Here is a 26,246-nt window from a genome sequence, read left to right as displayed (position 1 = left end):
AGTGGGAAGCCTCGCCGCTTGCGGCGGGGAGCAGTCACCTTCATCTCTTAATTACTCCGCTACACAAATAAAACGAGCTTTCAAACTACAAGGTTTGCTTGAACTTGATTCTGTTCAGGAAAAACCACGTATTGATGTAAATGCTCAATTAGCAACGCTCACCGACACAGATATGATCGCATTGTCAGTGTTACTTGAGTCTGTAAACTCAGATGTTGATGGTTGCGTTAGTTGGGATTTGTATAACCGTTTCGTTAAATATGATTTAAGTTCGGCTAAAATCAACTTGGCTATAATAAAACTCACCCGTTTAGGTATGATCGAAAAATTAAATAGCTCTGATTTTAATGGTAATGAGTATTTTAGCTACAAGTTAACTGAGTACGGAATTGACGTTTGTCTATCAAATCAAGATCGTATTGAAACTCTTACTTCACCAGAGAAATGTTAATCTGGCTGGGGTATGCCTCCGCTATTTAGAGTGTCGTAGGGTGCAATGAAATTGCACCTCTACTTTTGTTTCTCATACCTTGCACAAAAGCCGCTCGGCAAATGGTGCAATGCGCTGCGCTTATTGCACCCTACGTCTTTTCGTAAATCCGCTGGGGTGGGGTGGCTAGGCACCATGTCTTGCCAAGGCAACAAAAGGGGCGATCTGCGCCCCGATTTTTCTGTTTTCCCCGCTGTATATCGCCGCACGCTTGTCCGGCACAGCCTTATTGTCTGCTGACTCACAACCAACACTCCTGTTTCGTCACCCCCATCAGGCCGAGCAGACTAAAGGCTACCTTCACTCATACCTCGCCGTTTCCCAGGCGTGTATCGCCTGTTTGCGGGTCTCGCCCCAGTGATAGCCGCCGAGTTTGCCGTTTTGCTGGATGACCCGGTGACAGGGGATCATCAAGGCGACGGGGTTGGCGCCCACCGCCAACCCCACGGCGCGGGCAGCCTTGGGATTGCCGACGGCGCTCGCCACCTGGGCGTAGCTCACCACCTTGGCGGGCGGGATCTGCAGCAGCGCCCGCCAGACGCTGATCTGAAAGTTGGTGCCGCTCACGTGCAAGGAGATGGGGCGATCCGGCGCCTTGCTACCATCGAACATGGTGTTGATGACCCCCTGGGTGCGTGATGGCGCTTCTTGCAGCCTTGCCGCAGGCCAGCTGTGGGCGAGGGCGGCCAGCGGCGCCTGTGGGGCCTTTTCATCGAGAAACGAGAAGTTGCACACCCCCCGCGGGGTCAGGGCGACGAATGCCTGACCGAAGGGCGTGTCGTGCACCCCGTGATCGATAACCAGCCCGGCCCCGCGCTGCTTGTACTCGCCCGGCGTTACCGCTTCGAGCTGCACGAAGTGATCGTAGAGCCGTGAGCCGCTGCTAAGACCCAGGGTATCGGCCACCTCAAGCAGTGGACGCGACTCCTGCAGCAGCGCCTTGGCCCGCTCCAGGGTCAGCACCTGCAGATAGCGTTTGGGCGTCACTCCGGCCCAGCGGCTGAACAGCCGCTGGAAGTGAAAGGGACTTAAGTGCACGTGCGCCGCTATCTCGTCCAGAGTGGGTTGGCGCTCCACCTGACTTGCGATAAAACGGATGGCATCGGCGATGCGGGCGTAATCAGACATAAGGCGCTCTCACGATAAGGTTTCGGTCGCAGGATCTTGGGGGCGACAAGGTCATGTGCGACAAATAGATACCCCACCATCGGCCAGCAGGGCAATGCCGGTGGTAAAGCTTGATGCATCGGACGCGAGATAGAGGGCCGAGCGGGCGATCTCCTCCGGTTGGGCCAGGCGCTTGAGGGCATGCATATTCTGCACAAAGGCGAGACTCTGTGGCGTATCGGTAAAGGCCCGTCCCATGGGGGTGTCGGTGCCCCCCGGCAGCAGGGCGTTGACCCGCACCCCCTGCGTCCCGAACTCCGCGGCTAGCACCTGGGTCAGGCCGACGAGGCCCGCCTTGCTCGCGGCATAGGCCGCCATGCCCGGCAGCCCCAGGGAATAGCCGACGAAGGTGGAGGTAAAGATTAGGGAGCCGCCGCCGCGAGCCAGCATGGCGGGGATCTGGTACTTGGCTCCCACAAAGGCGCTGGTGAGGTTGGTATCCAGGGTCTCCTGCCACTGCGCCAGTTCAAGCTCCTGCACGCTGCCCGGCGTCCCCGTGCTGCCGGCGTTGTTGAAGGCGATATCGAGCCCGCCGAAACGCCCCACGGCCAGCTCCACCAGGGCGCGGGCGTAAGCTTCGCTTTTCACATCCCCCGAAAGGCTCACCGCCTGGCCCCCGAATTCCCTGATCTCCTCCACCAGCGCATCCAGCTCGGGCTGGCGCCGTGCCCCCAGCACGACGCTGGCCCCCTCCCGAGCAAACAGGATGGCGCTGGCGCGACCTATGCCGGAGCTGGCTCCCGTGATGATGGCGACCTTGTTGGACAGTTGTGACATGGCAGTTTCCTCGCTGGTGTATTGTGCGGGCGCACAGGGTTGGTAGTGGGTTGGAACCCCAATGGATTCGGCTCTCAATAGGTTCGAACCCACTTGGGTTTGACCCCGCTCAGGCCCCACTATGGCAACCGGCCCTCGCTGGCACGACCCGGATCTTGCTCTCTTTGCCCTCGCGTCGCTTTGCTGCGCGCTGATGGCGGCCCCTGCGGCAACAAAACAGGGGATCTTCGGCCGTCATTCTCTATAATGCCCCCTCTTTTTTTGACTGCAGGTTTGACTGCCGGGCCAACCACCGGCGGCGCCGTTGGCCGCGAGCCGGCCACCCTGATTGAGACGATGTCATGCATACCCTGGAACAGCTTCGCGCAGGTAAACTCTGCGGCGCACGCCACCTGAAACTCGCTGAAGGACTCACGGTTTTCCCCCCGAGATCTTGAGCCTCAAGGAGACGCTGGAGGAGCTGGATCTCACCGGCAACCAGCTGAGCGAGTTGCCGGACGGTTTGGCCGAATGCAAGAAACTGCGCATTCTCTTCTGCTCCGAGAACAATTTCACCGAGTTGCCCGAGGTGCTGGGGCGCTGCCCCGCGCTGACTATGGTGGGCTTCAAGGCCAACCGCATCGCGACCGTCTCGGCCGCTTCCCTGCCCGCCAGACTGCGCTGGCTTATTCTGACCGACAATGAGATTGAGTCGCTGCCGGACGAGCTGGGCCAGTGCAACGCCCTGCAAAAGTTGATGCTGGCGGGCAACCGCCTGCGCGAGTTGCCGGCGAGCCTTGCCAACTGCCGCAATCTAGAGCTCCTGCGCATCGCCGCCAACCGCATCGAACGTTTCCCCGAGTGGCTGCTCTCGCTGCCGCGCCTTGCATGGCTTGCCTACACCGGCAACCCCTTTAGCGAAGGGGAGGAGGCGCGGGCCATCGATGATGCCTATGTCACGCCGATTGCCTGGGAGACGCTGGCGCTGGGCGAGCTGCTGGGGCAGGGAGCATCCGGCGTTATCCATCGCGCCACCCTTATGGGTAATACTGCTGATGCAGTGACTCAGGCGAGCGATAGAGGCGATGGCAATCAGGTGGCGGTCAAGCTGTTCAAGGGAGCGGTGACCAGCGACGGGCTGCCCCGCTGCGAGATGGCGGCATCGCTGGCGGCGGGCAGCCACCCCAACCTTATCAAGGTGATAGGCAAGGTGGCGGATCACCCCTCCGGAATTCCGGCGCTGGTGATGGAGCTGATCGACCCGGCCTTTGCCAATCTGGCCGGGCCGCCGAGCCTGGACTCCTGCACCCGGGATGTCTATCCCGAGGGGCTGCACCTGAGTGTGCCGGATGCGCTGGCGATGGCCCATGGCATCGCCTCGGTGGCGGGCCATTTGCATCGCGTGGGCATCATGCACGGGGATCTCTACGGCCACAATATTCTGTTTACCCGCAGGCCTGACGCCCCGGCTCGCGCTCTGCTGGGGGATTTTGGCGCCGCTTCCTTATATGACCGCTGCGACCGCGAGCGGGCCGTAGGACTTGAGCGGTTGGAAGTGCGCGCCTTTGGTTGCCTGCTGGAGGAGCTGTTGGCCCATTGCGATACGCAAGACTCACCGCTTGATGGGTTGCATCAGCTCAAAGCGGCCTGCCTCTCGGAACTCCCCGCCGATCGTCCCGATTTTGCTTATATCGAGCGCCAGCTGGCGGCCGCTCGCGCCACGCTGTCGTGATCTTTCTGGCGTTGGCAGGCACGGTTTGGCCTGCCAACGTCATTCCCTTCTTTCATTAATGGCTATCAATGCATGACGTATTTGCATGGGTTGGTATGTCTTGTCCGTCATAAACGCAGCCAATAGCGATCATTGCGACAGCGAGGCGCACGGTAAGGGGATGTCCCGTCATTCGCCCGATAACACGCAGAGGCTGCGTGGCAAAAAGGGGAGGGCAGAGGGTTGCACGGTGCCGGTTAAGTTGTGATATTGAGGCATCTTTAGTACAGAAGGGTAATAACGATGGAAGCTGCGTTTTGGCATCAGCGTTGGGAAGAGAACCGGATTGGCTTTCATCAGGCGGACTTCAACCACTGGCTGCAATCCCGGTGCTCCTCCGGACTCACCACCAGAAACTGCCGCTCGCTTTTCGGATCGCGCAAAAAGAGGTTCTTGGTCTTGGCGGCGGGCAGGTCGGGTAGCAGCCTGCTCGCCTCCTCACAGGTAAACACCGGAGGATGGTCAAAGCACTGGTAGGGGATAGCCAGCTGATCCAGCAGGGAATAGATTGCCACAGAGACTCCTTTCGTCGGCGAAGAGTGGTCAGAACGGGATGGGTGGGAATAACGACCGGATCGAGCTTACCAGTTTGACTTCCGCCTCGCAGCCAGCGTGACGATTGCGAGCAGGCACTGTATGAACGTACAATAGTCCCATTCTCGGACAGCCCTTTTACGCTTCATGATTGCAACCCAGCCCACCGTACCCGCCACTCCGCCCCTCGACGGTTTTATCCTGACCCGCCATGGTCGGGACGTGCGCGGCCGCAACGGGCAGCCTGCCACCACCGAAATCGTGATGTGGCTCTGGAGCGCGCAGGGGCCGGTGCGGGTGGTGGTGCCGGGGCAGGAGCCGGTGTTCTTTTTGCCACAGAGCCACATGGCAGAAGCCGCCGAGCTGTTCAAGGGGGCCGGGGTGAGCGGGCGGTTTCGCCGCCTGCCGATGCACACCTTCGACGGTCGCCCTGTGGTGGGCTGCTATTTCGCTACCCTGAGCGCCTTTCACCGCGCCATCGAGCTGCTGCTTATTCGCGGTCTGGAGCACTTCGAGGCGGATATCCGGCTGCCGGAGCGCTTCCTGATGGAGCGTTTCATCACCGCTGGTGTGCGCTTCGATGGCCGGGCGGTAAAAAAGGGGGGCAAGCAGGGCTACTGGGAGGTGAACGAGGCACGCTGCGCGCCGCAGGCGGTGACACCGACCCTCTCCTGGGTGTCACTGGATGTGGAGTGCGCCATGGACGGGGCCCTCTTCTCGGTCGGTCTTTACAGCGAGCAGGACGCGCGGTTCATCATGATCGGCACCCCGGAAGCGGATGCCGAGAGTTGGGGCACCCAAGTCCAGTGGGTAGAGGACGAGAGCGCCCTGCTGAGTGCGCTGGAGAGCTGGTTCAGTCTGCATGACCCCGACTTGGTGATTGGCTGGAACGTGGTTAATTTTGACTTTCGTCTGCTGCTGCGCCGCGCCGAACTTAACAAGCGGCGGCTGCGGCTCGGACGGGGGCGTGAGCTCTGCTTCTGGCGCTCGTCACGGGGCGATCCCCAGACCGGCAACGTCATTATCCCCGGGCGCATGGTGCTCGACGGCATCGATACCCTGAAAAGCGCCACCTGGCAGTTTGCCAGCTACAGCCTGGATGCGGTGGGGAGCGAACTGCTTGGCCGTGGCAAGGATATCGAGGACGTGGCCAATCGGGGGGAGAAGATCACCGAGCTGTTCCACTCCGACAAGGAGGCGCTCGCTCGCTACAACCTGGAAGATTGCAAGCTGGTGTGGGAGATCTTCGATTACTGCCACCTCATCCCTTTTGCCATCGAGCGCGCCTCCCTCACCGGCCTTGAGCTGGACCGGGTAGGGGGCTCGGTGGCGGCGTTTACCAACCTCTATCTACCGCGGCTCCATCGTGGCGGCTACGTGGCGCCCAATCTGCCGGCCGACGGGGGGCTCGCGAGCCCCGGTGGCTATGTGATGGACTCCAAACCCGGCCTCTATCGCCATGTGCTGGTGCTCGATTTCAAGAGCCTCTATCCCAGCATCATCCGCACCTTCTGCATCGACCCCATGGGACTTATCGAAGGGCTGCAGCATCCCGAGCACGCTATTCCGGGCTTTCGCGGCGCCATGTTCTCCCGTGAGCGGCACTTCTTGCCGGATCTCATCGCTACCTTGTGGGCGGCGAGGGATAGAGCCAAAGCTGCCAGCAACAAGGCGCTCTCCCAGGCCATCAAGATCATCATGAACTCTTTCTACGGCGTGCTGGGGTCGGGGGGCTGCCGTTTCTATGATCCGCGCCTAGCCTCGTCCATTACCCTGCGTGGCCACAGCATCATGCAGCAGACCCGCGAGTGGATTGAAGAGAAGGGGTTCGAGGTGATCTATGGCGACACCGACTCCACCTTTGTCCATCTGGGGCGCGAGACCAGCCCGGATGAGGCGGACGAGATCGGCCAGCGACTGGCTCAAATGATCAACGATAACTGGGCTGCACTGATCAGGCGCGAGTTCGATCTGCCGAGTTATCTCGAGATCCAGTACGAGACCCACTACCGCCGCTTTCTGATGCCCACCATCCGCGGCTTGGAGAAGGGGAGCAAGAAGCGCTATGCGGGGCTGGTTGGCAAGGCCAGTGAGGGGAGTGAACAGCTGGTATTCAAGGGGCTCGAATCGGTGCGCACCGACTGGACCATGCTGGCCAAGCAATTCCAGACCCGCCTCTATGAGCTGGTGTTTCACGATGAAGATCCCAGCGGCTATGTGCGCACCATGGTGGATGAGACCCGCGCCGGTCGTCACGACGATCTGCTCATTTACCGCAAACGGCTGCGCCAGAAGCTCGAGGAGTATCAGAAGAATGTGCCGCCCCATGTGCGGGCGGCGCGGCTGGCCGATGAGGAGAACCTGCGCCGCGGTCTGCCCCAGCGCTATCAGCATCGGGGCTCCATCGCCTATTTGATGACCCTCAATGGCCCCGAACCGCTGGAGTACCGGCGCAGTGCCATCGATTACGAACACTATATCGACAAGCAGTTGCGGCCCATTGCCGATGCAATCCTGCCCTTTATCGGCGAGTCGTTCGACCGAATCTGTGGTCAGCAGCTGGATCTTTTCTGATTGGTGCAAGTTGGCACTTTACTTCCCATGAATACTGGATAAAAATACAGTTATAAATCATGGAGAAGTTTCCTATGCGTCTTGAAATCATCATCGACAGAAAACATCAGATCCCGACCTCGACCATGGAGGCGCTGCGTCAGGAGCTGCTCAAGCAGCTTGGTGAAAAATTCCCCGACATCCATGTGCGGGTCGCACCGGGCAGTGCCATGGCCCTGACCGTCAGCCGTGCCAGCAAGGAAGACAAAGAGCTGGCCGAAGCCATGGTGCAGGAGGTGTGGGAGAACGCCGAGAGCTGGATGCCGGAAGAGAACGTCGCATCCTGATCCCCATGGTCAGTGGATAATTCTGGCGTTGGATAAATGGGCATGCCAGCTACTGATCCGTTGATCCTCGGACAACAAAAAACGCAGCCAGGTGGCTGCGTTTTTTGTCGGTGGTGAGAGGTTTGCGGTGGCTTGTCTGGCTCTGGGTTGAGCCATGCCGTTACAGTCCCGCCCAGCTTTTCAGGCTCTGCTGCTGCACCCGGCGGTTGGCTTCGCGGATCTCCCCCCTAGCGCGCAGGTCGGCCAACGCAATGGGCAGTGCGGCGCGGATCTCGTCACTGCTCATTCCGGCTTTGAGGGCCGGGTGATAGGCCATCTTGAGCAGCACATAGTCGAGACCGGTTAGAAAACTGTCGATGCTGTTGTCATTGAAGATGGAGGGAAACACCTTGTCCGAGTCGTTGGGCAGCCCCATCACCTGGGTGAACTCCTCCACCACACAGTCGAGAAAACGCCCCTTGGCTCTGCTGTAGTCTACCGGAATGATGATGGTGGCACGGCTGATCTCGTGTTTCACATTGGTTGCGAAGTTGGCAAGGCAGAGCCCCTCCTTGAGCGCCATCTTGACCGATGGATCCCCCCCATGGTGCGGTTGGCCCAGCTCTTCATCTTGCTGTAGTCGGTCATGATCAGGGTGAGGTTGGGCTTTGCGGTCACCATGCTGATGGGGTGGCCGGTGATGCGGGCCAGATGGGCCGCCTGTACCTTCACCACGTCTGCCTGCAGCGGCTTGTCACCTGACTCGTTGATAAGTTGCAGCCGGATCGGCTGCTGCCAGCGGGCAAAACGGGTCTGCCTGGCTTCGCCATACTCCCGCTCCATGGCGATGGCCATAAAGCTCTCGACCAGATAGCTGTCGCTCTGCCAGCGCTCATCGGCACGGGCGCTGTGGCCTGCGAGCAGAATCAGCAGGGCCAGCAGCCCGCGTAACGTGAAGCGGGGATAGTCAGCGCGGCCCAAGCAGGCTATTACCAAAGTGGCAATAAAGCGGGTGGCACCAAAGGGGATGGCGGCAAATGGCATGTTTCCTCCCTGAAACGGTTGTCAGCCTAGCGGTTGGCCTTGTCGATATCGCGCCAAGTGAGCCAGAGCCTGAGATCAAACTCCAGTTGATGATAGTCGGGCTCCATGTGCTGGCAGAGCTGGTAGAAGCTCTTGTTGTGATCCTTCTCTTTGATATGGGCCAGCTCGTGCACCACGATCATTTTCAGGAACGGGGGCGGGGCCTCCTTGAACAAGGCGGCGATGCGGATCTCGTTCTTGGCCTTGAGCTTGCTGCCCTGCACCCGGCTGACGTAGGTGTGCAGGCCGAGGGCATCCTTGATCACGTTGATCTTGCCATCGAACACCACCTTTGACAGGGGCGCCGAGCTCTTGAGGTAGCGGTTCTTCAGCTCCATGGTGTAGGCGAGCAGCGCCTTGTCGCTCTGGATCTGGTGGCTCTCCGGATAGCGTTTGGCCAGCATCTCCCCCAGCTTGCCCGCCGCAATCAGCTGCTGTACCTGTGCCTTGAGAGGGTCGGGATAGCCGCCCAGATAAGTCAGTTCCGCCATGGTGTCACTCGTTACATCAAAAAGAGCGTCATTGTAGTTATCTCGGGCGGGCTCTTCAAACGCTCAGGCCCTGCTCAAGGATACTCGAGACAAGAAGCTGTCGACCGAAGGCGGTTAATCGGTCATTTTTATAGCGGTTCACTGGGGTACCTCGGGTGATTAGTTTGGTTGGCGCCTCCAATTCTCTGGGAATGCCCAGAGTGAATAACCTACAGAGAGGTCAGATCTAGGGAACTGGGGGCGATTCAGCATGACTCGTTCGTATGGATAGGTGTGCCTCTGCCTGTCATAAACGTACCCAATTGCAAACATTGCGACAGCGAGGCGCACGGCAAAGTGACGTCACGCCATTCGCCTGATAACACGCAGAGGCTGTGCGGCAAAAAGGGAAGGGCAGAGGGTTGCGCGGTGCCGGTTAAGTTGTGATATTGAGGCATCTTTAGTACAGAAGGGTAATAACGATGGAAGCTGCGTTTTGGCATCAGCGTTGGGAAGAGAACCGGATTGGCTTTCATCAGGCGGACTTCAACCACTGGCTGCAATCCTGGTGGTCTGCCCAGCAAGCGGACGAGCCGGTGCTGGTTCCCCTGTGTGGCAAGTCCCGCGACATGCTCTGGCTGAGCGCTCAGGGCCATCCGGTCGACGGTTTCGAGCTATCGAGCCTTGCCGTCAGCCAGTTCTTCAGTGAAAACCAGCTCGCCGCGACCGTGAGCGAAGTGGGCCCTTATCAGTGCCATCAGGTGGACAGCCTGCGCATTTTCCAGGGGGATTTTTTCGCCGCCCCCAGTCTGGGTCGCCGTTACCGGCTGGTCTATGACCGCGCGGCGCTGATCGCCCTGCCGACCGCGATGCGCCGCCAGTATGCAGCCCTGATCAGTTCGCTGGTCGAGACCGGTGGCCAGATCCTGCTGGTGACCCTTGAATATCAGCCGGAGCAGCAGAGTCAGCCCCCCTTCTCGGTGGGGGAGATGGAGGTGCGGGCGCTGTTTGAACGGGACTTTCGTATCGAGGTGCTGGGGCGTGCCGCCGAGGTGGAGCACCCGCGGGTGTTGTCGGGTCAGCTCTCCTACTTCGATGAGGTGGCCTACCGGCTGGTTCGCCGTGGCTAACGGGCAGCTAACGGGCGGCCAAAGGGTGATCTGCGCCGACAAATCGTCGGGCTGTGCGCTCTTCGCTACCTCCTTTGACGTAGATCAACGTGACTGGCGGGGGGAGTGCCTAATATGAGGCTGTTTCTCAATCACTGTTGGCATTGCAAAGCGAGTATCGGGTCTTTCCCGCTTGCTGATCAGCAACTCAGTGTCTGATTTTCACGCTCATGTTCACTTTTGGCGGCTTTGGTCGCAATTGTTATGGTTTTTCCAGCCGACCCTGATGGGTCGGCTTTTTATTGTCTGTGATTTGCCGTGGGCAGGAAAAGCGGGGGAGTGCGAGGCCTGATCAGGCCTCGAAGGTGGCGGCATTGAGCCGAAATGCTCGTGGATCATCGATAAACTGGCCGGTGATCCGCTCGTCATGTTCGTGCCCCTGACCATAGCTGCAGAGGATCAGCCGATCGGAGGTGCGCGAACGCAGTTGGGTGATAAAGCGCACCAGATCGGCACGGCTCAATTTGCCCACCTCGTCGCAGACTCTTTCGCGCTGATCAAACCCCAGATCCTTGTTGCCGATGCTGACCCACAGCCGCTGGCCGCGACTGCGCAGGTTGGCATCCCGCTCGCTCAGCTGGGCTTGCAGCCCCGCCTTGCTCTCCTGCCACTGCTGCTCGGTAAATTCGAGCATGGCGAGCGGGAAGAGGTCGATAAACTCCTCCACCGCATCGAGCAGGATCTGCGGCCCCGCCACTGGCGACTGGATATAGAAGATCAGGCCCGGATGGCGATTGAGGGGCAGGTTACCGGCGCCCACCACATAACCCAGTTGCTGGCGGGTGCGCAGCTCGTGGAAGAAAGTAGAGGACATGATGTGGTTTGCCAGGGTGAAGCAGGCGAGATCCCGCGCCCGGGTGGTACGGGACTGGTAGTAGACCAGGAGCGCCGAGTCCTCGTGATCGCAACCCTGCTCGCGAATAAGGGTGCCCCTGTCCTGAATGGAGATGAGCGGACGACGGGTCTCGCCGCTCGGTTTGCTGCTGGTGCCATTGATGTCGCTCAGGTGGCGCTCCATCAGGGCGGCCAGCTCCAGTGCTTCGGCAGCAGTCCAGTCGCCGTGTACCAGCGCTTCGACATGCACCTCGCCAAACAGCTGGGCCACGAAGCCGGGCATCTCCTCCAGCTCGACGGTGCGCAGGTGGCGCAGCAACTGCTCGAACGGCGGGTTGTTGGGTTGCAGCAAACTGGTGAGCTGGTTAAAGAGCTGGGAGATGGGGCGCGCCTTGGACTGGTTGTCCCAGTTGCGGATGAGCTGCTCCTTGATTTCGGCGAAGCGACCCGGATCCGGATACCCCAGGGTGCGGTTGCCGAGGATCATGTCGAGCAACAGCGGCTGCTTGTCGGCAAAGCCGCTCAGGTTGATGGTAAAGCCCCCCTGATGGGCATAGATCTGGTAACCCAGCCCAGCCAGCTCCGCCGGATAGGTGAGGGCGTTGAGGTGGTCGGCCAACAGCTCCACGGCGAGGCGCGCCATGGCGATATTGCGCGGATTTTTGACCGCATGTTCGCTGTCGATGGAGATGTAGAGATTGCCCTTGGGCACGCTGAACAGGTGCTCATGGAGGTGCCAGAGGCGAAAACCGGGGCGATCGATAAGGCAGGCGGGCATGTCGGCGGCAAGCTCGGGTGTGCGCGGATCGAGCCTACTGCTGATAAAGGGGTTGGGCTTGGGTAGCGCCAGCGCCGGATCCGGTTCGCTCTGCTGCCAGCGAATTTTCTCGGCCTCGGTAATGGTCGCCACGCTGTAGGGGGTCTGATACCAGCGGGCCAGCCGATCGGTCGCCACTTCCGGCGCAGTGATGGTGATACGCAAATTGTGCGGGGTGAGCTTGGCGAGGAAGCGGCGGATCAGCCCCTCGTCATATTCGCGCATCATGTAGTCGCCGTAGAGCAGATCCTCAGGTTTGTAGCTAAAGAGGTTGAGCACCAACCCTGACACCGTATCGAGGGGGCGGCCGCGCTCCTGGAAGCGGAACGCCGATTCGAGCACGGTCCGTTTTTCGTCATAGCGCCAGCTCTGCAGCCCTTCGCGGCCAATCAGTTTCAGATAACCAAACAGGGCGGCGAGGATGTCGTCCACATGCTTAAGGCCCAGAGGGGTGAGGCCGAAGTTGACGCCAAAATCCTTGAAGTTGGCGCCGCTGATGCCACCGCCCGCCGAGAGCTGATTGACCCACCCTTTCGCCTTGAGCAGGGAGAGCAGGCTGCCATCCCCCTCGTAGCCAATCAGATGACTCAGGAAGGTGAGGGGTTTTTTGTCGTAAAACTCGTCCACATTGGGCAAGGGGAAGCTCAGCGACAGCTTGCGGGTCTCCTTGACCGGGTTGATGTGGATGCGCACGCCGAGATCATCGAGCCGGTAGAGTGGCATGGTGAGGGTCGGGGTTCCCAAATTGCGATTCAAAATGGGAGCAAAGTAGCGACAGCACCATTGCAACTGGGTATCGATGGATTCCGGCGAGATCATCACCAGCGCCATGCGATCCGCGCTGTAGTGGCTTTCGTAAAAACGGATAAGGTCGGAGCGCAGATCCCGTCCCGGTAGATCGGCCAGGGTATCGAGGTTGCCCACCGAGAACTTGGAGAAGGGGTGCGCCGGGTTGACCGTCTCTTTATGCACCTGATAGCTGCGGCGCATGTCGTCCTGCAGCTTGAGGCGATACTCGGAGTCGACCGCGTTGCGCTCCTTGTCCACCCACTCCGGATCAAAGGTGGGGCAGATAAAGAACTGGGAGAAGCGATCCAGCCCCGCTTCGAAGAAGCCGTTGTCGATCTCGAAGAAGAAGTTGGTGAACTCGGTGCCGGTCCAGGCGTTGTTGCTGCCGCCATGACGGCTCATAAATTGCTGGTACTCACCAGGCTTGGGGTAGGTGCAGGTGCCGAGAAACAGCATGTGCTCCAGAAAATGGGCCATTCCCTGCCGGTCAGCGGGATCGTCAAAATGGCCGGTATTGACCGCCAGCGAGGCGGCGGATTTGTCGGTGTCGGGATCACAAATCAACAAGACCCTGAGCCGGTTGGCCAGCTCCAGAAAATGGTATTGCCGATGGTCATTGGGACTGGCATATGGGCTCATTGGCGTGTGACTCACGTTGGATTTATTTGAATTTAAACATGATTATCGACCCCGCTATCCCGTCAGGCAAACCCTTTTCTGAGAGGTAGCGCAATTGTTTCCACACCCGTGGCGGGGTAAGATCCCCCGGCTATCAAAACAGGCCCGTTGGGCGAGGTTGTAATGAAGATCTATATCATGCGTCATGGCCAGGCAGGCATGAATGCGAAAACAGATGAACAGCGTCCATTGACCGAGCAGGGTATTGAAGAGTCTATCCAGATGGCCCGCTGGCTGGCGCCTCAGCTGATTGGCCCGCTGGATCGGGTGATCCACAGCAACTATCTGCGGGCACGTCAGACCTGGCAAGCCATATGCAGTGAATTACCTGACGCAGCAGCCGTTGAAGAGAGTGGCGACATTACCCCTTACGGTGATCCCGCTTTCGTGGCCAGCTACCTCACCACTTTGGCGCAGCAACATGACCAGATCCTGATGGTCAGCCATCTGCCGCTGGTGGGTTATCTGGTGCAAAGCCTCTGCCCGGCCGCAGGAGCACCCATGTTCGCCACCTCGGGGATCGCCTGTATCGAGTGGCACGATGGCAAAGGAGCCTTGCTCTGGCTCGAAGGGCCGCATACAATAGGCTAAAAGTTAATAAAAAGTTATAGATTGAATTTTTTGGGAAGAGATGGGCGAGTTTTCCGGATTTTTATAAATAATTTACGGAATTAATTCGCAGAAGCTGCTGTCATACGGATACAACTGCAAGAGGTTGCAAACGATGAGAGTGTTCAAGAAGTACCTGCCACTGATGGTGGCAAAGCATGTCAAAACCTTCTTTAAAGGTCGGATTTACATCCATGGTCGGGGGCGGTTTGATTTCCAATCCGGTTTGTTGCTGATGCCGAATCCGGCGGATATTCCCCACCGCCAGACAGTCACCGAAGTCAACGAGCTGATCTCCAGACTGCACATGGATGCCGCGTGATGCGCTTCTGAACCTGTTTCTGCACTGATATGCCCGCACTTTTGCGGGCATATTTGTTTCTGGCGACTGGCGTTCACCGCGTGGCTGTTCAGGCCCACACCTTTGTTTATCTCCCATCGCCCCCTATACTGGTCCGCTGTTGTCTCTTTGGTCTGGATCCTCTCATGCCCCTTGCCTTTCTGTTTCCCTTTTCCTGCATTGCCATTTGGGCTGGCAATGGCATCGTCAGCAAACTGGCGGTTGGCGTTTTGTCTCCTGCAGCCTTGGCCTGGTCGCGCTGGGTGGTGGCTGCGCTGGTATTAAGTCCGTTTCTGGCCCGTCGGGTATGGCGTGCGCGTGCCCGTCTGCGCGCTGGCCTTTGGCAGATCGCCATGCTGGCTTCGCTGGGCATGGTGCTCAACCAGACTTTTGGTTACTACGCGGCGCAAACCCTGGGAGCCACCGAGATGGGGTTGATGATGGGACTGACGCCGCTACTGACCGTGTTGTTCAGCATCTGGCTGCTGCGCGAGCGGCCCACCTGGGGCGCCGTGCTGGGGGCGCTGCTTTCCATCCTTGGCTTGTCTATCTTGCTGGGGCAGGGGGATCCGACCCGGCTGTTTACCCAAGGCATTCATATCGGCTCTGTCTATATGCTGATTTCGGCGGGTACTTATGCCCTTTACAGCGTGCTGCTCAAGAAGTGGGATCTGGGGCTCGACAACTGGTCGTTGCTCTACGGTCAGGTGATCTGCAGTGTGGTGATCCTGACCCCCTTCTTTTTGCTGGTGGATGACCAGTGGCCGGATGGTCGGGCCCTGTGGCTGATCCTCTATGCCGGTATCCCCACTTCGGCGCTCTCACCCTGGCTCTGGATGCAGGGTATCGCCCTGCTCGGTGCCAGCCGTACCGCCATCTTTATGAACCTGCTGCCGGTGATGACGGCTGGCCTTGCCATCACCCTGCTGGGTGAGCGGTTGACCAGCTATCACCTGATCGGGGGCGGTCTGACCCTGCTGGGTGTCTTGCTGGCACAGCTGCTGGTGCGTCCGGTGGTGATGGGTCGCCGCCGGGTTATAGTGGTCAACTAAATCCGGACACTTGGTTAGGCCGATCCTCGGCTTTTGCTGGCGGTATCCCGTCATTGTATTGATGTGGACGTCGCCAGTTGTAGTGATCCATCAGGTAATAACTGATATCTCGTTTCGCTTCTCGCAAGCTCATATATCCCAGAGCCGGCAACCACTCTGACTTCAGGCTTCTGAACAACCGCTCCATCGGGGCGTTATCCCAGCAGTTGCCACGCCGACTCATACTCTGGGTCATGCGATAGCGCCACAGTCGTTGCCGAAATGCCCGGCTACCATATTGGCAGCCTTGGTCAGAGTGAAATAGCACACCGGATGGGCAACCCCGCTGCTGATAGGCCATCTCCAGTGCTTTGATTGCCAATTCTGCATCAGGCTTATCAGACATCGCCCAGCCCACGACCCGCCGGGTGTGCAGGTCAAGAACCGCTGCCAGGTAATGCCAACGGCCACCTGCCCAGACGTAGGTGATATCGCCACACCACACCTGATTGGGTTGCTGGACATCAAATTCGCGGGCCAGTAGATTGGGAATATCCGGCCGTTCAGACTGTGCCACCTTATAACGGTGTGCACCCGGCTGCCTGGATGCCAGCCCGGCTTCCTTCATCAGGTTACGTACTTTGAATCGGCCAATCTGATACCCCAACTCTCGCATCATCGACATCAAGGCGCGGCAGCCAGCCGAATCCCAGCTCTCTTTGAACAAACGGCGCAACTCAGAGCGCTGCTGCATGCGCTCACGGTTAATCGTCCGCTTGCGAGCCAGATAATCGTAGATACCTTACTTGTCAGGACACCTCATTAGCCTTTCAACACGTAATTGGGACAGAGCCAATAAAAATGGCGGCCATTGCAACAATGGCCGCCCTGCGGGGCGTATTGACGATCAGCGTCGGCGATAGAGACCCGGATCCACCTCTTCGTAGTGGCTGGTCAGGTATTGATAAAAGGCGAGATGGGAAGTCGAGCTCGGTTTTTTCAGCTCTTCGCTCACCCGATCCGGCTTGGCGATGATGAACTTCGGATTCTGGCGCTGGATATCGGCCAGCACCCGCTCGCGTACGTCATAGGGCGGATTGACGTTGGCAAAGAAGAGGTAGGCGGAAGCCGGCTGACGATCGGTCCAGAGATAATATTGCGGCTGGATGCCATCGACCCAGATCTTGTCGCTCGGGCTGGTCTCGGCCTTGATGCGATCAACCCGCACCTGCGCCGCCGGATTGAAGGGGCGACCCTTGAGAGTGCCTTCCCAGGCGTTGTTGATCATCAGCAGCAGCATGGCCAGCGTCGCCAGCCAGGGGGTGGCACTGCGCACATCCCAGGCGCGCCAGAGGGGGATGAGGATCAGCACAGGCAGCGCCCACAGCAGGCTGGTACCGAGCACCTCGTTGACCCGCTCGAGGGACCACTCCTTGGTGCTCCAGCCAAAGGCGAGCTGCTGGGCCAGCAGCCAGCTGGCGGTGAGCACCACCAGCGAGATGCAGAGCAGGCCGATGGCATCTGCCTGCTGTTCGCTGCGATCCAGTAATACTGCCAGCGGCAGCACCGCCAGTTGCAGATAGAGCACATCGTAGTGATCGAACACATGGCCGGAGACCGAGTTGGCGATCAGGGTGAACAGCACCCCAAACAGGGTCGCCAGCAGAGCGGGCAGATACCACTCCTGACGGCGGCTCAACATCAGAATGATGAAGGCGGGCAGCAGCATCACAAGGCCTGTGCGCAGCAGGCCGACGGCGCCCACCATGGGGGAGAAGCCGTTGCCATAGCTCCCTTCGAAGAAGATGTCGAAGGCGTAGTATTTGAAGGCCGCCAGTAGATCATGCTGCTGGAAGTAGGCGTAAAGCGGGCCGCCAATCAGCGCCAAACCGAGCAGGCTGGAGATGAGCAGCAAGATGGCATCGCGCCACTTCTCGTGCAGACACCAGTGGCAGAACAGCACCAGATACCAGGCCCCCCAGAAGGCGCCGTTGTTGGTGCGCATCCAGGCGACGATGGCGAAGGTGAGGGCCGCCACCAGTGCTGGCCACCAGCGAAATCCCTTGTCCAGCAGCAGGGTAATGAAGGCCCACTGGGCGATGAGGGCGAGGTGGAAGGTCCAGTCCTCGGTCATGTTGCCGTAGTAGTAACGGGTGCCGTAGAGAGCCAGCACCGCCAGCATGGCGCCAAGGCGCGCCTTGAACGAGAGTCCGAGCTGGGCAAAGGCCTGCCAGCTGGCCAGCAATCCGAGCCAGCAGAGCACCCACTCCAGTGTCCAGATCCCGACAAAACCACCCATTCGATAACCCAGCGCGTCGAGAGCGAAGATCATCGGCCCCTTGATGTCGATCATGTCGCGATAGAGCACGCCCCCTTCGCTCCACATCTTGCCCATCACCGCGAACAGCGAGGCATCAAAGCCCGGCGCCATGGCGTGGAAGAGCGGGTTGCGCAGACAGAAGAGCAGCGCCAGCAGGGCGGTCAGCAGCACGATGGCTGGCTTGATACCCGGGTTAACGCGAGGGGGAGTGAAACGGATGGAGTGATTCATGAAGTCGCCTGTTCCTGCAGCTGGTCTTGAAAGCGGGCCTATCTTGCCGAGCTAGTGAGTGCGATGCAATGGGGCGGGCCCGTGTGGGGCAAATATTCTCGAAAAAGCCCGGTTCTTGCAGGGAACCGGGCGCTGGCTGCGGCAATTTTGGCCGTCAGGGGGATGTGGCAAAGGCATCCCCCCGATATCAACTGAAGTACTCAAGCAGGGGCGGCTGCGCTTCCAGCGTGGGCAGGTGGCGAGCCCAGCGGATAAAAGCGTCGGCCAGGGTGATACCGAGCTCCTGATTGTGCTGGGTCAGGGTGCGCGCCAGTGCGGTGTAACCCTCCTTGCCGGAGGCGGTATAGGCGCTCGACACCCCGCGATAGACCTGTTCGGCATTGACCGCTTGCCACTGGCCGGGGGCGGCTTCCCACTCCAGTCGGGTGATGCGCTGGCCCTTGGGCCGATCGGCCTGATAGGTGAATCGCACCCCCGCGGTGTAGGGGAAGCTGCCGTTGCCATTGCCGACCACGCCGTTGTTGGTGGCGTTGTCGATGGCATTTTCCAGCGCTTCCGCCAACTCGTGACCGTGCACCCGATAGAGGGTGAGGGGAATGGCAAACGGCAGCAGGCGACCGGCGATATCCGCTTCGCTCAGGGGGCCCGGCTCCAGCGAGCAGCGCACGCCGCCAGCATTGTGCAGGGCAAAGTCCACCTCGCCTACCTGTTCACGAGCGGCGGTCAGCATGGCGCGGGCCACCAGCGGGGCGAGCAGGCTGCCGTGGGGCAGGGTGGCATCCGGCAGCCGCTGATGGGGCAACGGCGCCGCCAGTCGGGTGACGATGCGCTGACTCATTGTCTCTATCTCAGGCCGATAGCGTTTGGCCAGATGTTGTTCCAGTTGTGGATCCGGCTCGCAGAAGGTGAGCCCGGCAGGTGGCGTGGAGGCGTACGGCCAGGGTTGCCAGGGGAGCCACTCCAGCTGACCCTGACTTTGCACGACGCGGCCCGCCTCATCGAAGGTGAGCTCGCAGACACCGAGGCAGAGGGCGCTGTGGCCAGCGTGCAAAATGGCTACCCCGTTGTTCATCAGGGGGTAAGTACCTTCGCTTGGCAGGCCCAGCGGCGCGAGATCGCCGAGCAGGCTGTGGGTGTGGCCGCCAATGATGAGACTGAGCTCGGGGAAGCGCTCGGCCAGCAGCTTGTCCTGATCCAGCCCGAGGTGGCTCAGCAGCACGATATGCTGGATCCCTTCGCGCTTGATCTCCCGCAGCACCCGGGTGAGGGTGTCGGCGACCGCGTGGAAACGGGTGTGGGGATCCGGGTTGGCGATGGCAGCCATCTGGGCGAGGGTGATGCCGAGCAGCGCAAAGGGAACCCCGTCGATCACCCGGCGATGCCAGGGCTGATGGGCGTCGTAGAGGTGGGGAATATCCCACAGCCCAAGCGGCGTGTCGGCTGGCTCCTGACTGTTGTCCAGATTGGCGGCCAGCACCGGAAAATCGAGCTGGCGCAAGAACTCCACCAGCGGGCCATTGCCCAGATCGAATTCGTGGTTGCCAAGTACCATGGCATCGGGGGCCAGCATGGCGAGCAGGTCGGCGTTGGCGCGCCCTTTGAAGCGGTTGAAATAGAGAGAGCCCTGAAAGGAGTCGCCACCGTGCAGAAACAGAAAACGCTGGCCGGCTGCTGTGGCTTTGGCACGCAGTTGGGTCAGTCGGGTCAGGATCCGGGCATAACCGCCGCACTGGGTGCGCCACTGGCCTTCACCGACAGGGGAGAAGCTCATGGGCGCGCCATCGAAGTGGGAGTGGCAATCACTGAAATGGGCAAGTTGAACCGTAATACTCATCTCGGTCCTCCTTAGGGGGAAAATGAGCACCGAGTCTACTGCAAAGAAGGGGGAGGATACCAGCCCGGCAGGGTGCCGGGCTGGTCAGCGATCAGGCGGGTACCATGATCTGGGTGGCGACGATCACCACCAGCAGGCCGACGGCGACCGGCATACTGGTGCGCTTGACCACCCCGAACGGCGAGAGCTTGCCCATCCCGGCACAGGCGACCACCACCCCGGAGACCGGCGAAATGGTGCGACCCAGGTTGGAGGCTTGCAGCATGGGGATCACCAGATAGGCCGGGTTGATGCCAAGGCTGCTTGCCAGGTTGGGGATCAGCTCCACGAAGGCGTAGAAGGGGGCATTACCCGAGCCGGTGGTGAAGGCGGCCAGGGTGGTGATCACCACCAGTGACAGCATCATGATCAGGCCGCCCGAGCCCAGATCCTGCGCGTGAGCCAGCAGGGTGTCGATAAAGCCGATGGTCATCAGGCCCTGGGCAAAGACACCGGCACCGACCAGCAGCATGACCACACCGGCAAAGGCGTCAGCCATGTTGCGCCAGCAGACCTGCAGACCGTCCAGCAGCTCCTTGCCATTGCGGATCCGCACCAGCTCCAGCAGGCTGGCCAGCACCATGCACATGACGATGATGGTGACGATGTCCAGCTGTGGGCCCCATTTGCCGTCAAACACCAGCACCCCGATGATGGGGGTAAAGGGGAGGATGGCGTAGAAAGCGGGGGCGGTAGTCACCAGGTCACCCGGGGCGACCGGTTCGTTGTGCTCACCGGATTTCTGGTCAAGATAACGCTGCCAGAAGAAGTGGGTCACCGCCATGCAGGCGATCGCCACCAGCGAGATGGGCAGGGTCAGCTTGAAGGCAAAATCCAGCAGCGGCATGTTGGCGGCCTGGGCGGCCATCACCACGTCCCCTGAGGTCGGTGCCAGAATGATGGCGGCTGGCGAGGCGCACACGGCCGCCGCCGCGCCACGGGAGATCCCCATGTTGACCATTAGCGGGAACAGGGTTGCCATCAACAGCACGCCGAGGCCGGTGGCGGAGCTCACCGCCAGCGACATGGCGCAGGCCACCAGATAGGCAGCCACCAGCAGGATATAGGGGGACTTGATGATGCCGAGCGGTTTGCTGGCCAGCTTGACCAGAATGGTGTTGGCACCGATATGGCTCATGTAGCCGGCGAAGCCGCACAGCACCATGATCAGCATCCCCAGTCCACCGCCACGGTCATTGAGCAGGAAGCGGACGTATTCGAAGATATCGGTTGCGATATAACCGGTGCTGACCACCTTGCTCGGTAGTACCGGCTTGCCCATCATGGCGGTGATGACCAGCAGCAGCAAGCCGCCGCTCAGCAGCACCCCGGTCGCGGAGTATCCTTTGAAAATGGCACGGCCCACCACCAGGGTGACCAGGGTGCCAACGATGAGTTCCAGCATATGTTGCCTTCTGATTGGATGAGAGTGGAGGGAGTCTATTCCGATAGGGGTAGAGTGGCGACTGGAAACAGGATGTTGTGTGAGCTAAATCAACGTTTAACCCCATGAACAGAATTAAAGAAAGGTAAAGGTACTTTACCCAGCGGGTTTGGCTACCTACCCTTGCCAGCCTTGGTTGTCTTTTGAGGCTTTTATATGGCGATTGGTGATTTTTCAGGCATTAAACGCTCTCTTTTCCTGCTTTCGATGCTATTTTCACCTACTTGCGTGTTTGCGGTAACCAATGACGGTTTTCATCAAACCGGTCCTCATCAGGCGGTCGCCATGCGGCGTCTCATGGCTCCTCACTCTTACGGCGTACTGGTGGTGGCCGAGGGGAACAGACCCCGTTTTGCCGCGCTGGCATCCAAAACCACGGAAGCAAACTGCCTGGCCCGTCATGCCATCCGGGTAGATGGAGTCGCGCTGCTGGTTACTCCGAGATTCTATGCCAAAGAGGGAAAACGGGGACTTTGCGAGCTGTGGCTCAATGAGGGGGCAGATCAGGACTTTTTTGCCAACCGCCTTAAAAATGATCATTTTATTCAGATAGATGGTCATGACATCAATGTGAAAAACTATCACCTCGACTGGCAGCGCATCAGCCGTCATGCTCAATAAAAATACAGTTTTGGCCTTGTGCCATACTCTGCTCACGCAACCTGTGAGCGTGCTCTGATTTCTGGGCGCATCATTGTATTGCGCCGCCTCGTCGTCACACATAGGCTATACCCGTCATCTGTGTGGCGGTGGGGTTCACCAAGGTTGGTACTCCGCCCGTGCAATCAAGGAAGGTAGTCTGGCATGGTCAGCAAGGTTTATGGAGTAGTGGGGGTCGGGTTGTTGCTGTTGCCCCTGATGAGTCAGGCTCAGCCGAGCCGGCCGCAAGTGGTGCCAGAGTCCCGCATCAATGTCCGTTTTTATGAGGTCAATGCAACCAGTCCGGAGCAGCTTGCCCGGGCGATCGCCCAGAGTGCTCCCAAGGTGAATGGCAAGCCCGTACTCGGCAAGGCGAGTTATCAGGTGGACTGGCAGCTGGATACCGAGCAGTTGCCGGGTCGTTGCCAGCTCAACCGGGTGACGGTGACCACCAACGCCACTGTGTTGCTGCCCCGCTGGCGTCAGAGCGCGAACAGTAACGATCCTGCCCGCCAGCGCTGGGGGCGGCTGCTCTCCAGCATGTTTGACTACGAATCCCGCTTCAAGGAGATGGTGCTGCAAGGGGCCAATCAGGTGGGTGGCGCCATTGCGGGATTACCTGGTCATGCAGATTGTCAGGCGCTGCGCTATGCCGCGTGGGCAGCAGGCAGTGGCGAGCTGAACAAGGTCAAGGGACGGCTCGACGGATTCCAGCGTCAGACAGGTTATGGCGAACAGCTTGGGGTGCACTGGCCCAAGTGAGCGCTATCTCAAGACGCAATATCCAGCATCGCACGATTTGATAAATAGAATGGCCGCCCGATGGGCGGCCATTCTATTTGTTTGCAGAGTCCGGTTCAGACCAGCGCTTTGCCCTTGAGCAGCTTGCGTACCCAGTAACGGGCAGGGTGGAGCGCTTCCAGCAGATCGGCGGCCAGCGGCAGGGGATCGCCGCAGATCTCGCTGGCGAGCAGCTCACCACAGAGCGGCGCCGAGCAGAGGCCCCGCGAACCGAGCGCCCCCAGCACATAGAGGCCGGGGTGAAGGGGGAGTGGCTGGGCGTTGTGCTGATCATGCTGCAGCTGCGCATAGTGATCCGCCAGACCTTGCAATCTGGCCACTGGCCCCACCACCGGAAGGTGATCCCGGCTGGCACAACGCACCCCCACGCGCGCCTCGTTGCCGCTCACATCAACTTCGGCGGGCCAGGTTTGCTCCGGCAGGCAGGCTTGCAACCGCACCTGATTCTGGATTTGTTCCTCGGCACGAAACTCAAGGCTGCTCTGGTTGCGGCCATAGCTGGCACCGATGCAGTGGTGATCGTTGTACATTGGCGTGAGGTAGCCATCGTAGCAGAGCACGGTATTGAGCCGGCTCAGGCTGGCTGAGGTCGGCACATGGCTCACCTGACCGCGCACCGGATAGAGCGGCAGTTCGGCAAAGGGGAGCAGTGCTGGCAACTGGTGACCGGCAGCGACAACCAGATTGGGGGCCTGCCAGTGGCGGCCGTCTTGGCTCTCTATGTGCCAAGCATCTGTCTGCTCGGCAATGGCAACCACCTCGGTGTTGAACACCACCTCAAGCAGGCCGCTGGCTTGCGCCTCTTTCAGGGCTGCTCGGGTGAGATCGGCCGGACAGAGCCAGCCCCCCAGTGGGTAACTGACGCCGCTGTGGCCGCAGGGCAGGCCAACCACTTGCTCTACCTCTGCTGTAGAGAGGGGATGCATCAGTTCGGACGGGAAGGGGCCCTGGTTCATTTTCGCCAACTTGGCTGCCGATTTGTCGTCATAACCGAGCTGGGTCACTCCGCATAATTCGAAAGCGATAGGATGGCGTTCGGCCAACGCCAGCAGCCGTTGGCGGGCATAGCCAAAGGCGAGCGAATAGAAGCGTGACAGGGCATCGTGCTCGCCGTTGAGCAGGGGATAGAGCGCGCCCTGGCGGTTGCCGGAGGCGCCGGTGGCCGGTTCGCCATCTGCACACAGCAACGTCACCTTGCGACCCCGCTCCACCAGAGAGAGCGCCGTCATGGCCGAGGCGATGCCGCCGCCGATGATCACCACCTCGCCAGTGCGTCCGGCAGGACGGGCATACCAGGGGGCGATGGTCTGCTGCGGCTGCTTGTCGGTGCGATCCCCCACCAGCATCTCCCGCTTGCTACCGTGGCCCTTCACCTTCTTCATGGCAAAACCGGCGGCAATCAGGCCGCGACGGACAAAACCGGCACAGGTAAAGGTGGCAATGGAGCAATCGGGACGGGCGAGGCGAGCGAGACCATCAAACAGCTCCTGTGTCCACATCTCCGGGTTCTTGGCCGGGGAGAAACCATCCAGATACCAGGCATCCACCAGCCCCTCTGCCCAGTGAGGCACTTGCGGCAGCATATCCTTGATGTCGCCAAACCAGAGATCGAGGCGAATGCGGCCACCCGCAAAATGCAGGCGGTGGCAACCAGAGACCGGCAGCGGCCACTGGGCGACAAGATCCTGACTCAAGTGGCCAATTTCAGGCCAGGCGGCCAACGCCTTGCGCAGATCGTCCCGGGTCAGGGGGAATTTCTCGAAACTGATGAAGTGCAGACGGGAGCCGTTGCCGGATTGAGGCGCCTGTTCCAGGAAGGCTTGCATTGTCGCCAGAAAGTTAAGGCCTGTGCCGAAACCTGTTTCACCTATCACGAAACTGTCACTATCGTGGTGCGAAAATCGCGCAGGTAGCCGGTTTTGCTGCAAAAAGACGTAGCGGGTTTCACTTAGACCGTTATCATTGGAAAAGTACACATCCCCGAAGTCACTGGAGACAGGAGTTCCCGCTTCATTCCAGTCCAATCGGGCATGATGTAAGGATGTTTGACTCACGTTTTCCTCGGCTCGCGTCACAAAATCGCGGGCATTCTACGTGAAAGCAGACCAGTTTGGCAGCCGAAAGCGGGTAGACTTGGCGCCAGTTTTTCCAGACGAGATGAATTAATGAGAAGAGCAGTGATCACCGGTATCGGCGTCATCTCCAGTATCGGCAACAACAAGGAAGAAGTGCTGGCCTCCCTGAAAGCAGGTAAATCCGGCATCACCTATTCCGAGCAGTTCGAGCAGCACAACCTGCGCAGCCGTGTCTGGGGTAACATCAAACTCGATCCGTCTGAACTGATCGACCGTAAAGTCATGCGTTTCATGGGCGACGCTGCGGCCTACGCCTACCTCTCCATGCAGCAGGCCATTGAAGATGCCGGTCTGGCGGAAGATCAGGTCTCCAACGAGCGTACCGGCCTTGTGGTCGGTTCAGGTGGTGCCTCCGGCAAGAACACCTCGGAATCTGTGGACATCGCCCGTGAGAAAGGGGTCAAGCGTGTGGGCCCTTACATGGTGCCGCGCACCATGTCCTCCACCACTTCCGCTTGCCTCGCGACCCCGTTCCAGATCAAGGGTGTCAACTACTCCATCAGCTCCGCCTGCGCCACCTCTGCTCACTGCATCGGTCACGCGCTTGAACTGATCCAGCTTGGCAAACAGGATGTGGTCTTCGCTGGCGGCGGTGAAGAGCTGGACTGGTCCTCTACCATCCAGTTTGACGCCATGGGTGCCCTCTCCACCAAGTACAACGACACGCCGGAAAAAGCGTCCCGTACTTATGATGCGAACCGCGATGGTTTCGTTATCTCCGGTGGCGGCGGCATTCTGGTGATCGAAGAGCTGGAACATGCGCTGGCGCGTGGCGCTCACATCTATGCCGAGCTGACCGGTTACGGTGCTACCTCCGATGGCTACGACATGGTCGCCCCGAGCGGTGAAGGCGCGGTGCGTTGCATGAAGATGGCGATGCAGGGTGTGGGCAAGGTTGATTACATCAACACCCACGGCACCTCCACTCCGGTGGGTGATACCAAAGAGCTGGAAGCTATCCAGACGCTGTTTGGCGCCAACGGTCCCAAGATCTCTGCCACCAAGGCGATGACCGGCCATGCGCTGGGCGCTGCGGGCGTGCACGAGGCTGTCTACTCCCTGCTGATGATGGAGCACGGCTTTATCGCCCCCAGCATCAACATCGAGACTCTGGACGAGAAGGCCGAAGGTCTGCCCATCGTGCGTGAGTACGAAGCGGCCGAACTCAACACTGTCATGTCCAACAGCTTCGGCTTTGGCGGTACCAACGCCTCCCTAGTGTTCAGCAAGTTCAAAGCTTGATCATCCGGTTGATATGAAAAAAGCGCCTCAGGGCGCTTTTTTTGTCTTCGGGATCTGCCATCACTCATTGCAGAGCAGAGCAGAGCAGAGCAGAGCAGAGCAGAGCAGAGCAGAGCAGAGCAGAGCAGAGCAGAGCAGAGCAGA

Annotated in this window: 18 protein-coding genes and 5 pseudogenes; 12 read left to right on the top strand and 11 right to left on the bottom strand. The window is 59.7% G+C overall.

Annotated elements, in window-relative coordinates; translation table 11 throughout:
* Window position 1: 1 nt before the first annotated feature.
* Window positions 2-451 (top strand): hypothetical protein, encoded by a 450-nt coding sequence (locus ACTG1K_RS14610; RefSeq protein WP_440005857.1) that lies wholly within the window; start codon window positions 2-4, stop codon window positions 449-451.
* A gap of 339 nt (window positions 452-790) precedes the next feature.
* Here the strand turns inward: ACTG1K_RS14610 and ACTG1K_RS14605 are convergent, their stop codons facing one another.
* Entirely contained in the window at window positions 791-1,618 is an 828-nt protein-coding gene (locus ACTG1K_RS14605; protein WP_421211327.1) for a bifunctional transcriptional activator/DNA repair enzyme AdaA, read from the bottom strand.
* A gap of 51 nt (window positions 1,619-1,669) precedes the next feature.
* Window positions 1,670-2,434: an SDR family oxidoreductase gene (locus ACTG1K_RS14600; protein WP_302246046.1), complete on the bottom strand. Its 765-nt coding sequence runs from the start codon at window positions 2,432-2,434 to the stop codon at window positions 1,670-1,672.
* A gap of 341 nt (window positions 2,435-2,775) precedes the next feature.
* Between ACTG1K_RS14600 and ACTG1K_RS14595 the strand changes: the two are divergent.
* Window positions 2,776-4,145 (top strand): annotated as a pseudogene (locus ACTG1K_RS14595) (leucine-rich repeat-containing protein kinase family protein).
* Window positions 4,146-4,427: 282 nt separating this feature from the next.
* Window positions 4,428-4,511, top strand: a pseudogene (locus ACTG1K_RS14590) (thiopurine S-methyltransferase); the annotation flags it as partial.
* Here the strand turns inward: ACTG1K_RS14590 and ACTG1K_RS14585 are convergent.
* Window positions 4,511-4,699, bottom strand: a pseudogene (locus tag ACTG1K_RS14585) (prolyl-tRNA synthetase associated domain-containing protein); the annotation flags it as partial. The pseudogenes ACTG1K_RS14590 and ACTG1K_RS14585 sit on opposite strands and share 1 nt — an antisense overlap.
* A gap of 166 nt (window positions 4,700-4,865) precedes the next feature.
* Here ACTG1K_RS14585 and ACTG1K_RS14580 point away from each other — a divergent pair.
* Both ACTG1K_RS14580 and ACTG1K_RS14575 read left to right on the top strand, forming a co-directional pair.
* On the top strand, window positions 4,866-7,292 hold the full coding sequence (locus ACTG1K_RS14580; protein ID WP_440005855.1) for a DNA polymerase II: 2,427 nt from the start codon (window positions 4,866-4,868) through the stop codon (window positions 7,290-7,292).
* Window positions 7,293-7,366: 74 nt separating this feature from the next.
* Window positions 7,367-7,618, top strand: coding sequence for a DinI family protein (locus ACTG1K_RS14575; RefSeq protein WP_005333426.1), 252 nt, complete (start codon window positions 7,367-7,369; stop codon window positions 7,616-7,618).
* Window positions 7,619-7,778: 160 nt separating this feature from the next.
* On the opposite strand, the pseudogene ACTG1K_RS14570 reads toward ACTG1K_RS14575, so the two are convergent.
* A pseudogene (locus ACTG1K_RS14570) lies at window positions 7,779-8,641 on the bottom strand (DUF2927 domain-containing protein).
* Between the two features lie 26 nt (window positions 8,642-8,667).
* Entirely contained in the window at window positions 8,668-9,171 is a 504-nt protein-coding gene (locus ACTG1K_RS14565; RefSeq protein ID WP_005333421.1) for a M48 family metallopeptidase, read from the bottom strand.
* A 461-nt stretch (window positions 9,172-9,632) separates the two neighbouring features.
* Here ACTG1K_RS14565 and ACTG1K_RS14560 point away from each other — a divergent pair, with 461 nt between their 5' ends.
* Window positions 9,633-10,280, top strand: a complete 648-nt coding sequence (locus ACTG1K_RS14560; RefSeq protein ID WP_267529083.1) for a thiopurine S-methyltransferase — start codon at window positions 9,633-9,635, stop codon at window positions 10,278-10,280.
* Window positions 10,281-10,611: 331 nt separating this feature from the next.
* On the opposite strand, the gene ACTG1K_RS14555 is transcribed toward ACTG1K_RS14560, so the two are convergent.
* Window positions 10,612-13,398: an insulinase family protein gene (locus ACTG1K_RS14555; protein ID WP_127006573.1), complete on the bottom strand. Its 2,787-nt coding sequence runs from the start codon at window positions 13,396-13,398 to the stop codon at window positions 10,612-10,614.
* 162 nt (window positions 13,399-13,560) lie between these two features.
* On the opposite strand from ACTG1K_RS14555, the gene sixA reads away from it, so the two are divergent.
* The 3 genes from sixA (at window position 13,561) to ACTG1K_RS14540 (ending at window position 15,438) form a co-directional block, all read left to right on the top strand.
* Window positions 13,561-14,028, top strand: coding sequence for a phosphohistidine phosphatase SixA (gene sixA / locus ACTG1K_RS14550; RefSeq protein WP_005351311.1), 468 nt, complete (start codon window positions 13,561-13,563; stop codon window positions 14,026-14,028).
* Window positions 14,029-14,161: 133 nt separating this feature from the next.
* Complete coding sequence (locus ACTG1K_RS14545) at window positions 14,162-14,368, top strand: DUF1107 domain-containing protein (protein ID WP_005336998.1); 207 nt, start codon at window positions 14,162-14,164, stop codon at window positions 14,366-14,368.
* Between the two features lie 164 nt (window positions 14,369-14,532).
* Entirely contained in the window at window positions 14,533-15,438 is a 906-nt protein-coding gene (locus ACTG1K_RS14540; RefSeq protein ID WP_440005852.1) for a DMT family transporter, read from the top strand.
* On the opposite strand, the pseudogene ACTG1K_RS14535 reads toward ACTG1K_RS14540, so the two are convergent.
* The 4 genes and pseudogenes from ACTG1K_RS14535 to dcuC all read right to left on the bottom strand — a co-directional run.
* Window positions 15,431-16,213, bottom strand: a pseudogene (locus tag ACTG1K_RS14535) (IS3 family transposase); the annotation flags it as partial. The gene ACTG1K_RS14540 and the pseudogene ACTG1K_RS14535 overlap by 8 nt on opposite strands.
* Before the next feature lie 111 nt (window positions 16,214-16,324).
* Window positions 16,325-17,968, bottom strand: coding sequence for a hypothetical protein (locus ACTG1K_RS14530; RefSeq protein ID WP_421339298.1), 1,644 nt, complete (start codon window positions 17,966-17,968; stop codon window positions 16,325-16,327).
* A 187-nt stretch (window positions 17,969-18,155) separates the two neighbouring features.
* Window positions 18,156-19,802 (bottom strand): bifunctional metallophosphatase/5'-nucleotidase, encoded by a 1,647-nt coding sequence (locus tag ACTG1K_RS14525; protein WP_421339297.1) that lies wholly within the window; start codon window positions 19,800-19,802, stop codon window positions 18,156-18,158.
* Between the two features lie 91 nt (window positions 19,803-19,893).
* Window positions 19,894-21,246 (bottom strand): anaerobic C4-dicarboxylate transporter DcuC, encoded by a 1,353-nt coding sequence (dcuC, locus tag ACTG1K_RS14520; RefSeq protein WP_440005849.1) that lies wholly within the window; start codon window positions 21,244-21,246, stop codon window positions 19,894-19,896.
* A 195-nt stretch (window positions 21,247-21,441) separates the two neighbouring features.
* Here dcuC and ACTG1K_RS14515 point away from each other — a divergent pair, with 195 nt between their 5' ends.
* A complete protein-coding gene (locus ACTG1K_RS14515; protein WP_440005847.1) occupies window positions 21,442-21,906 on the top strand; it encodes a hypothetical protein in 465 nt (154 codons plus the stop codon).
* A gap of 183 nt (window positions 21,907-22,089) precedes the next feature.
* Window positions 22,090-22,686, top strand: coding sequence for a DUF922 domain-containing protein (locus ACTG1K_RS14510; protein WP_058056880.1), 597 nt, complete (start codon window positions 22,090-22,092; stop codon window positions 22,684-22,686).
* 95 nt (window positions 22,687-22,781) lie between these two features.
* Here ACTG1K_RS14510 and mnmC read toward each other — a convergent pair whose 3' ends face one another.
* On the bottom strand, window positions 22,782-24,800 hold the full coding sequence (gene mnmC / locus ACTG1K_RS14505; protein ID WP_440005846.1) for a bifunctional tRNA (5-methylaminomethyl-2-thiouridine)(34)-methyltransferase MnmD/FAD-dependent 5-carboxymethylaminomethyl-2-thiouridine(34) oxidoreductase MnmC: 2,019 nt from the start codon (window positions 24,798-24,800) through the stop codon (window positions 22,782-22,784).
* Window positions 24,801-24,890: 90 nt separating this feature from the next.
* Here mnmC and fabB point away from each other — a divergent pair, with 90 nt between their 5' ends.
* The gene (gene fabB, locus ACTG1K_RS14500; protein ID WP_005336905.1) at window positions 24,891-26,102 is read left to right on the top strand and encodes a beta-ketoacyl-ACP synthase I; all 1,212 of its coding nucleotides are present in this window, start codon (window positions 24,891-24,893) and stop codon (window positions 26,100-26,102) included.
* The last annotated feature ends 144 nt before the right edge of the window (window positions 26,103-26,246 follow it).

The organism is Aeromonas sp. 102P, from assembly GCF_051920345.1.
Taxonomy (GTDB): domain Bacteria; phylum Pseudomonadota; class Gammaproteobacteria; order Enterobacterales; family Aeromonadaceae; genus Aeromonas; species Aeromonas veronii.
This window is presented reverse-complemented; position numbering and strand designations above follow the sequence as displayed.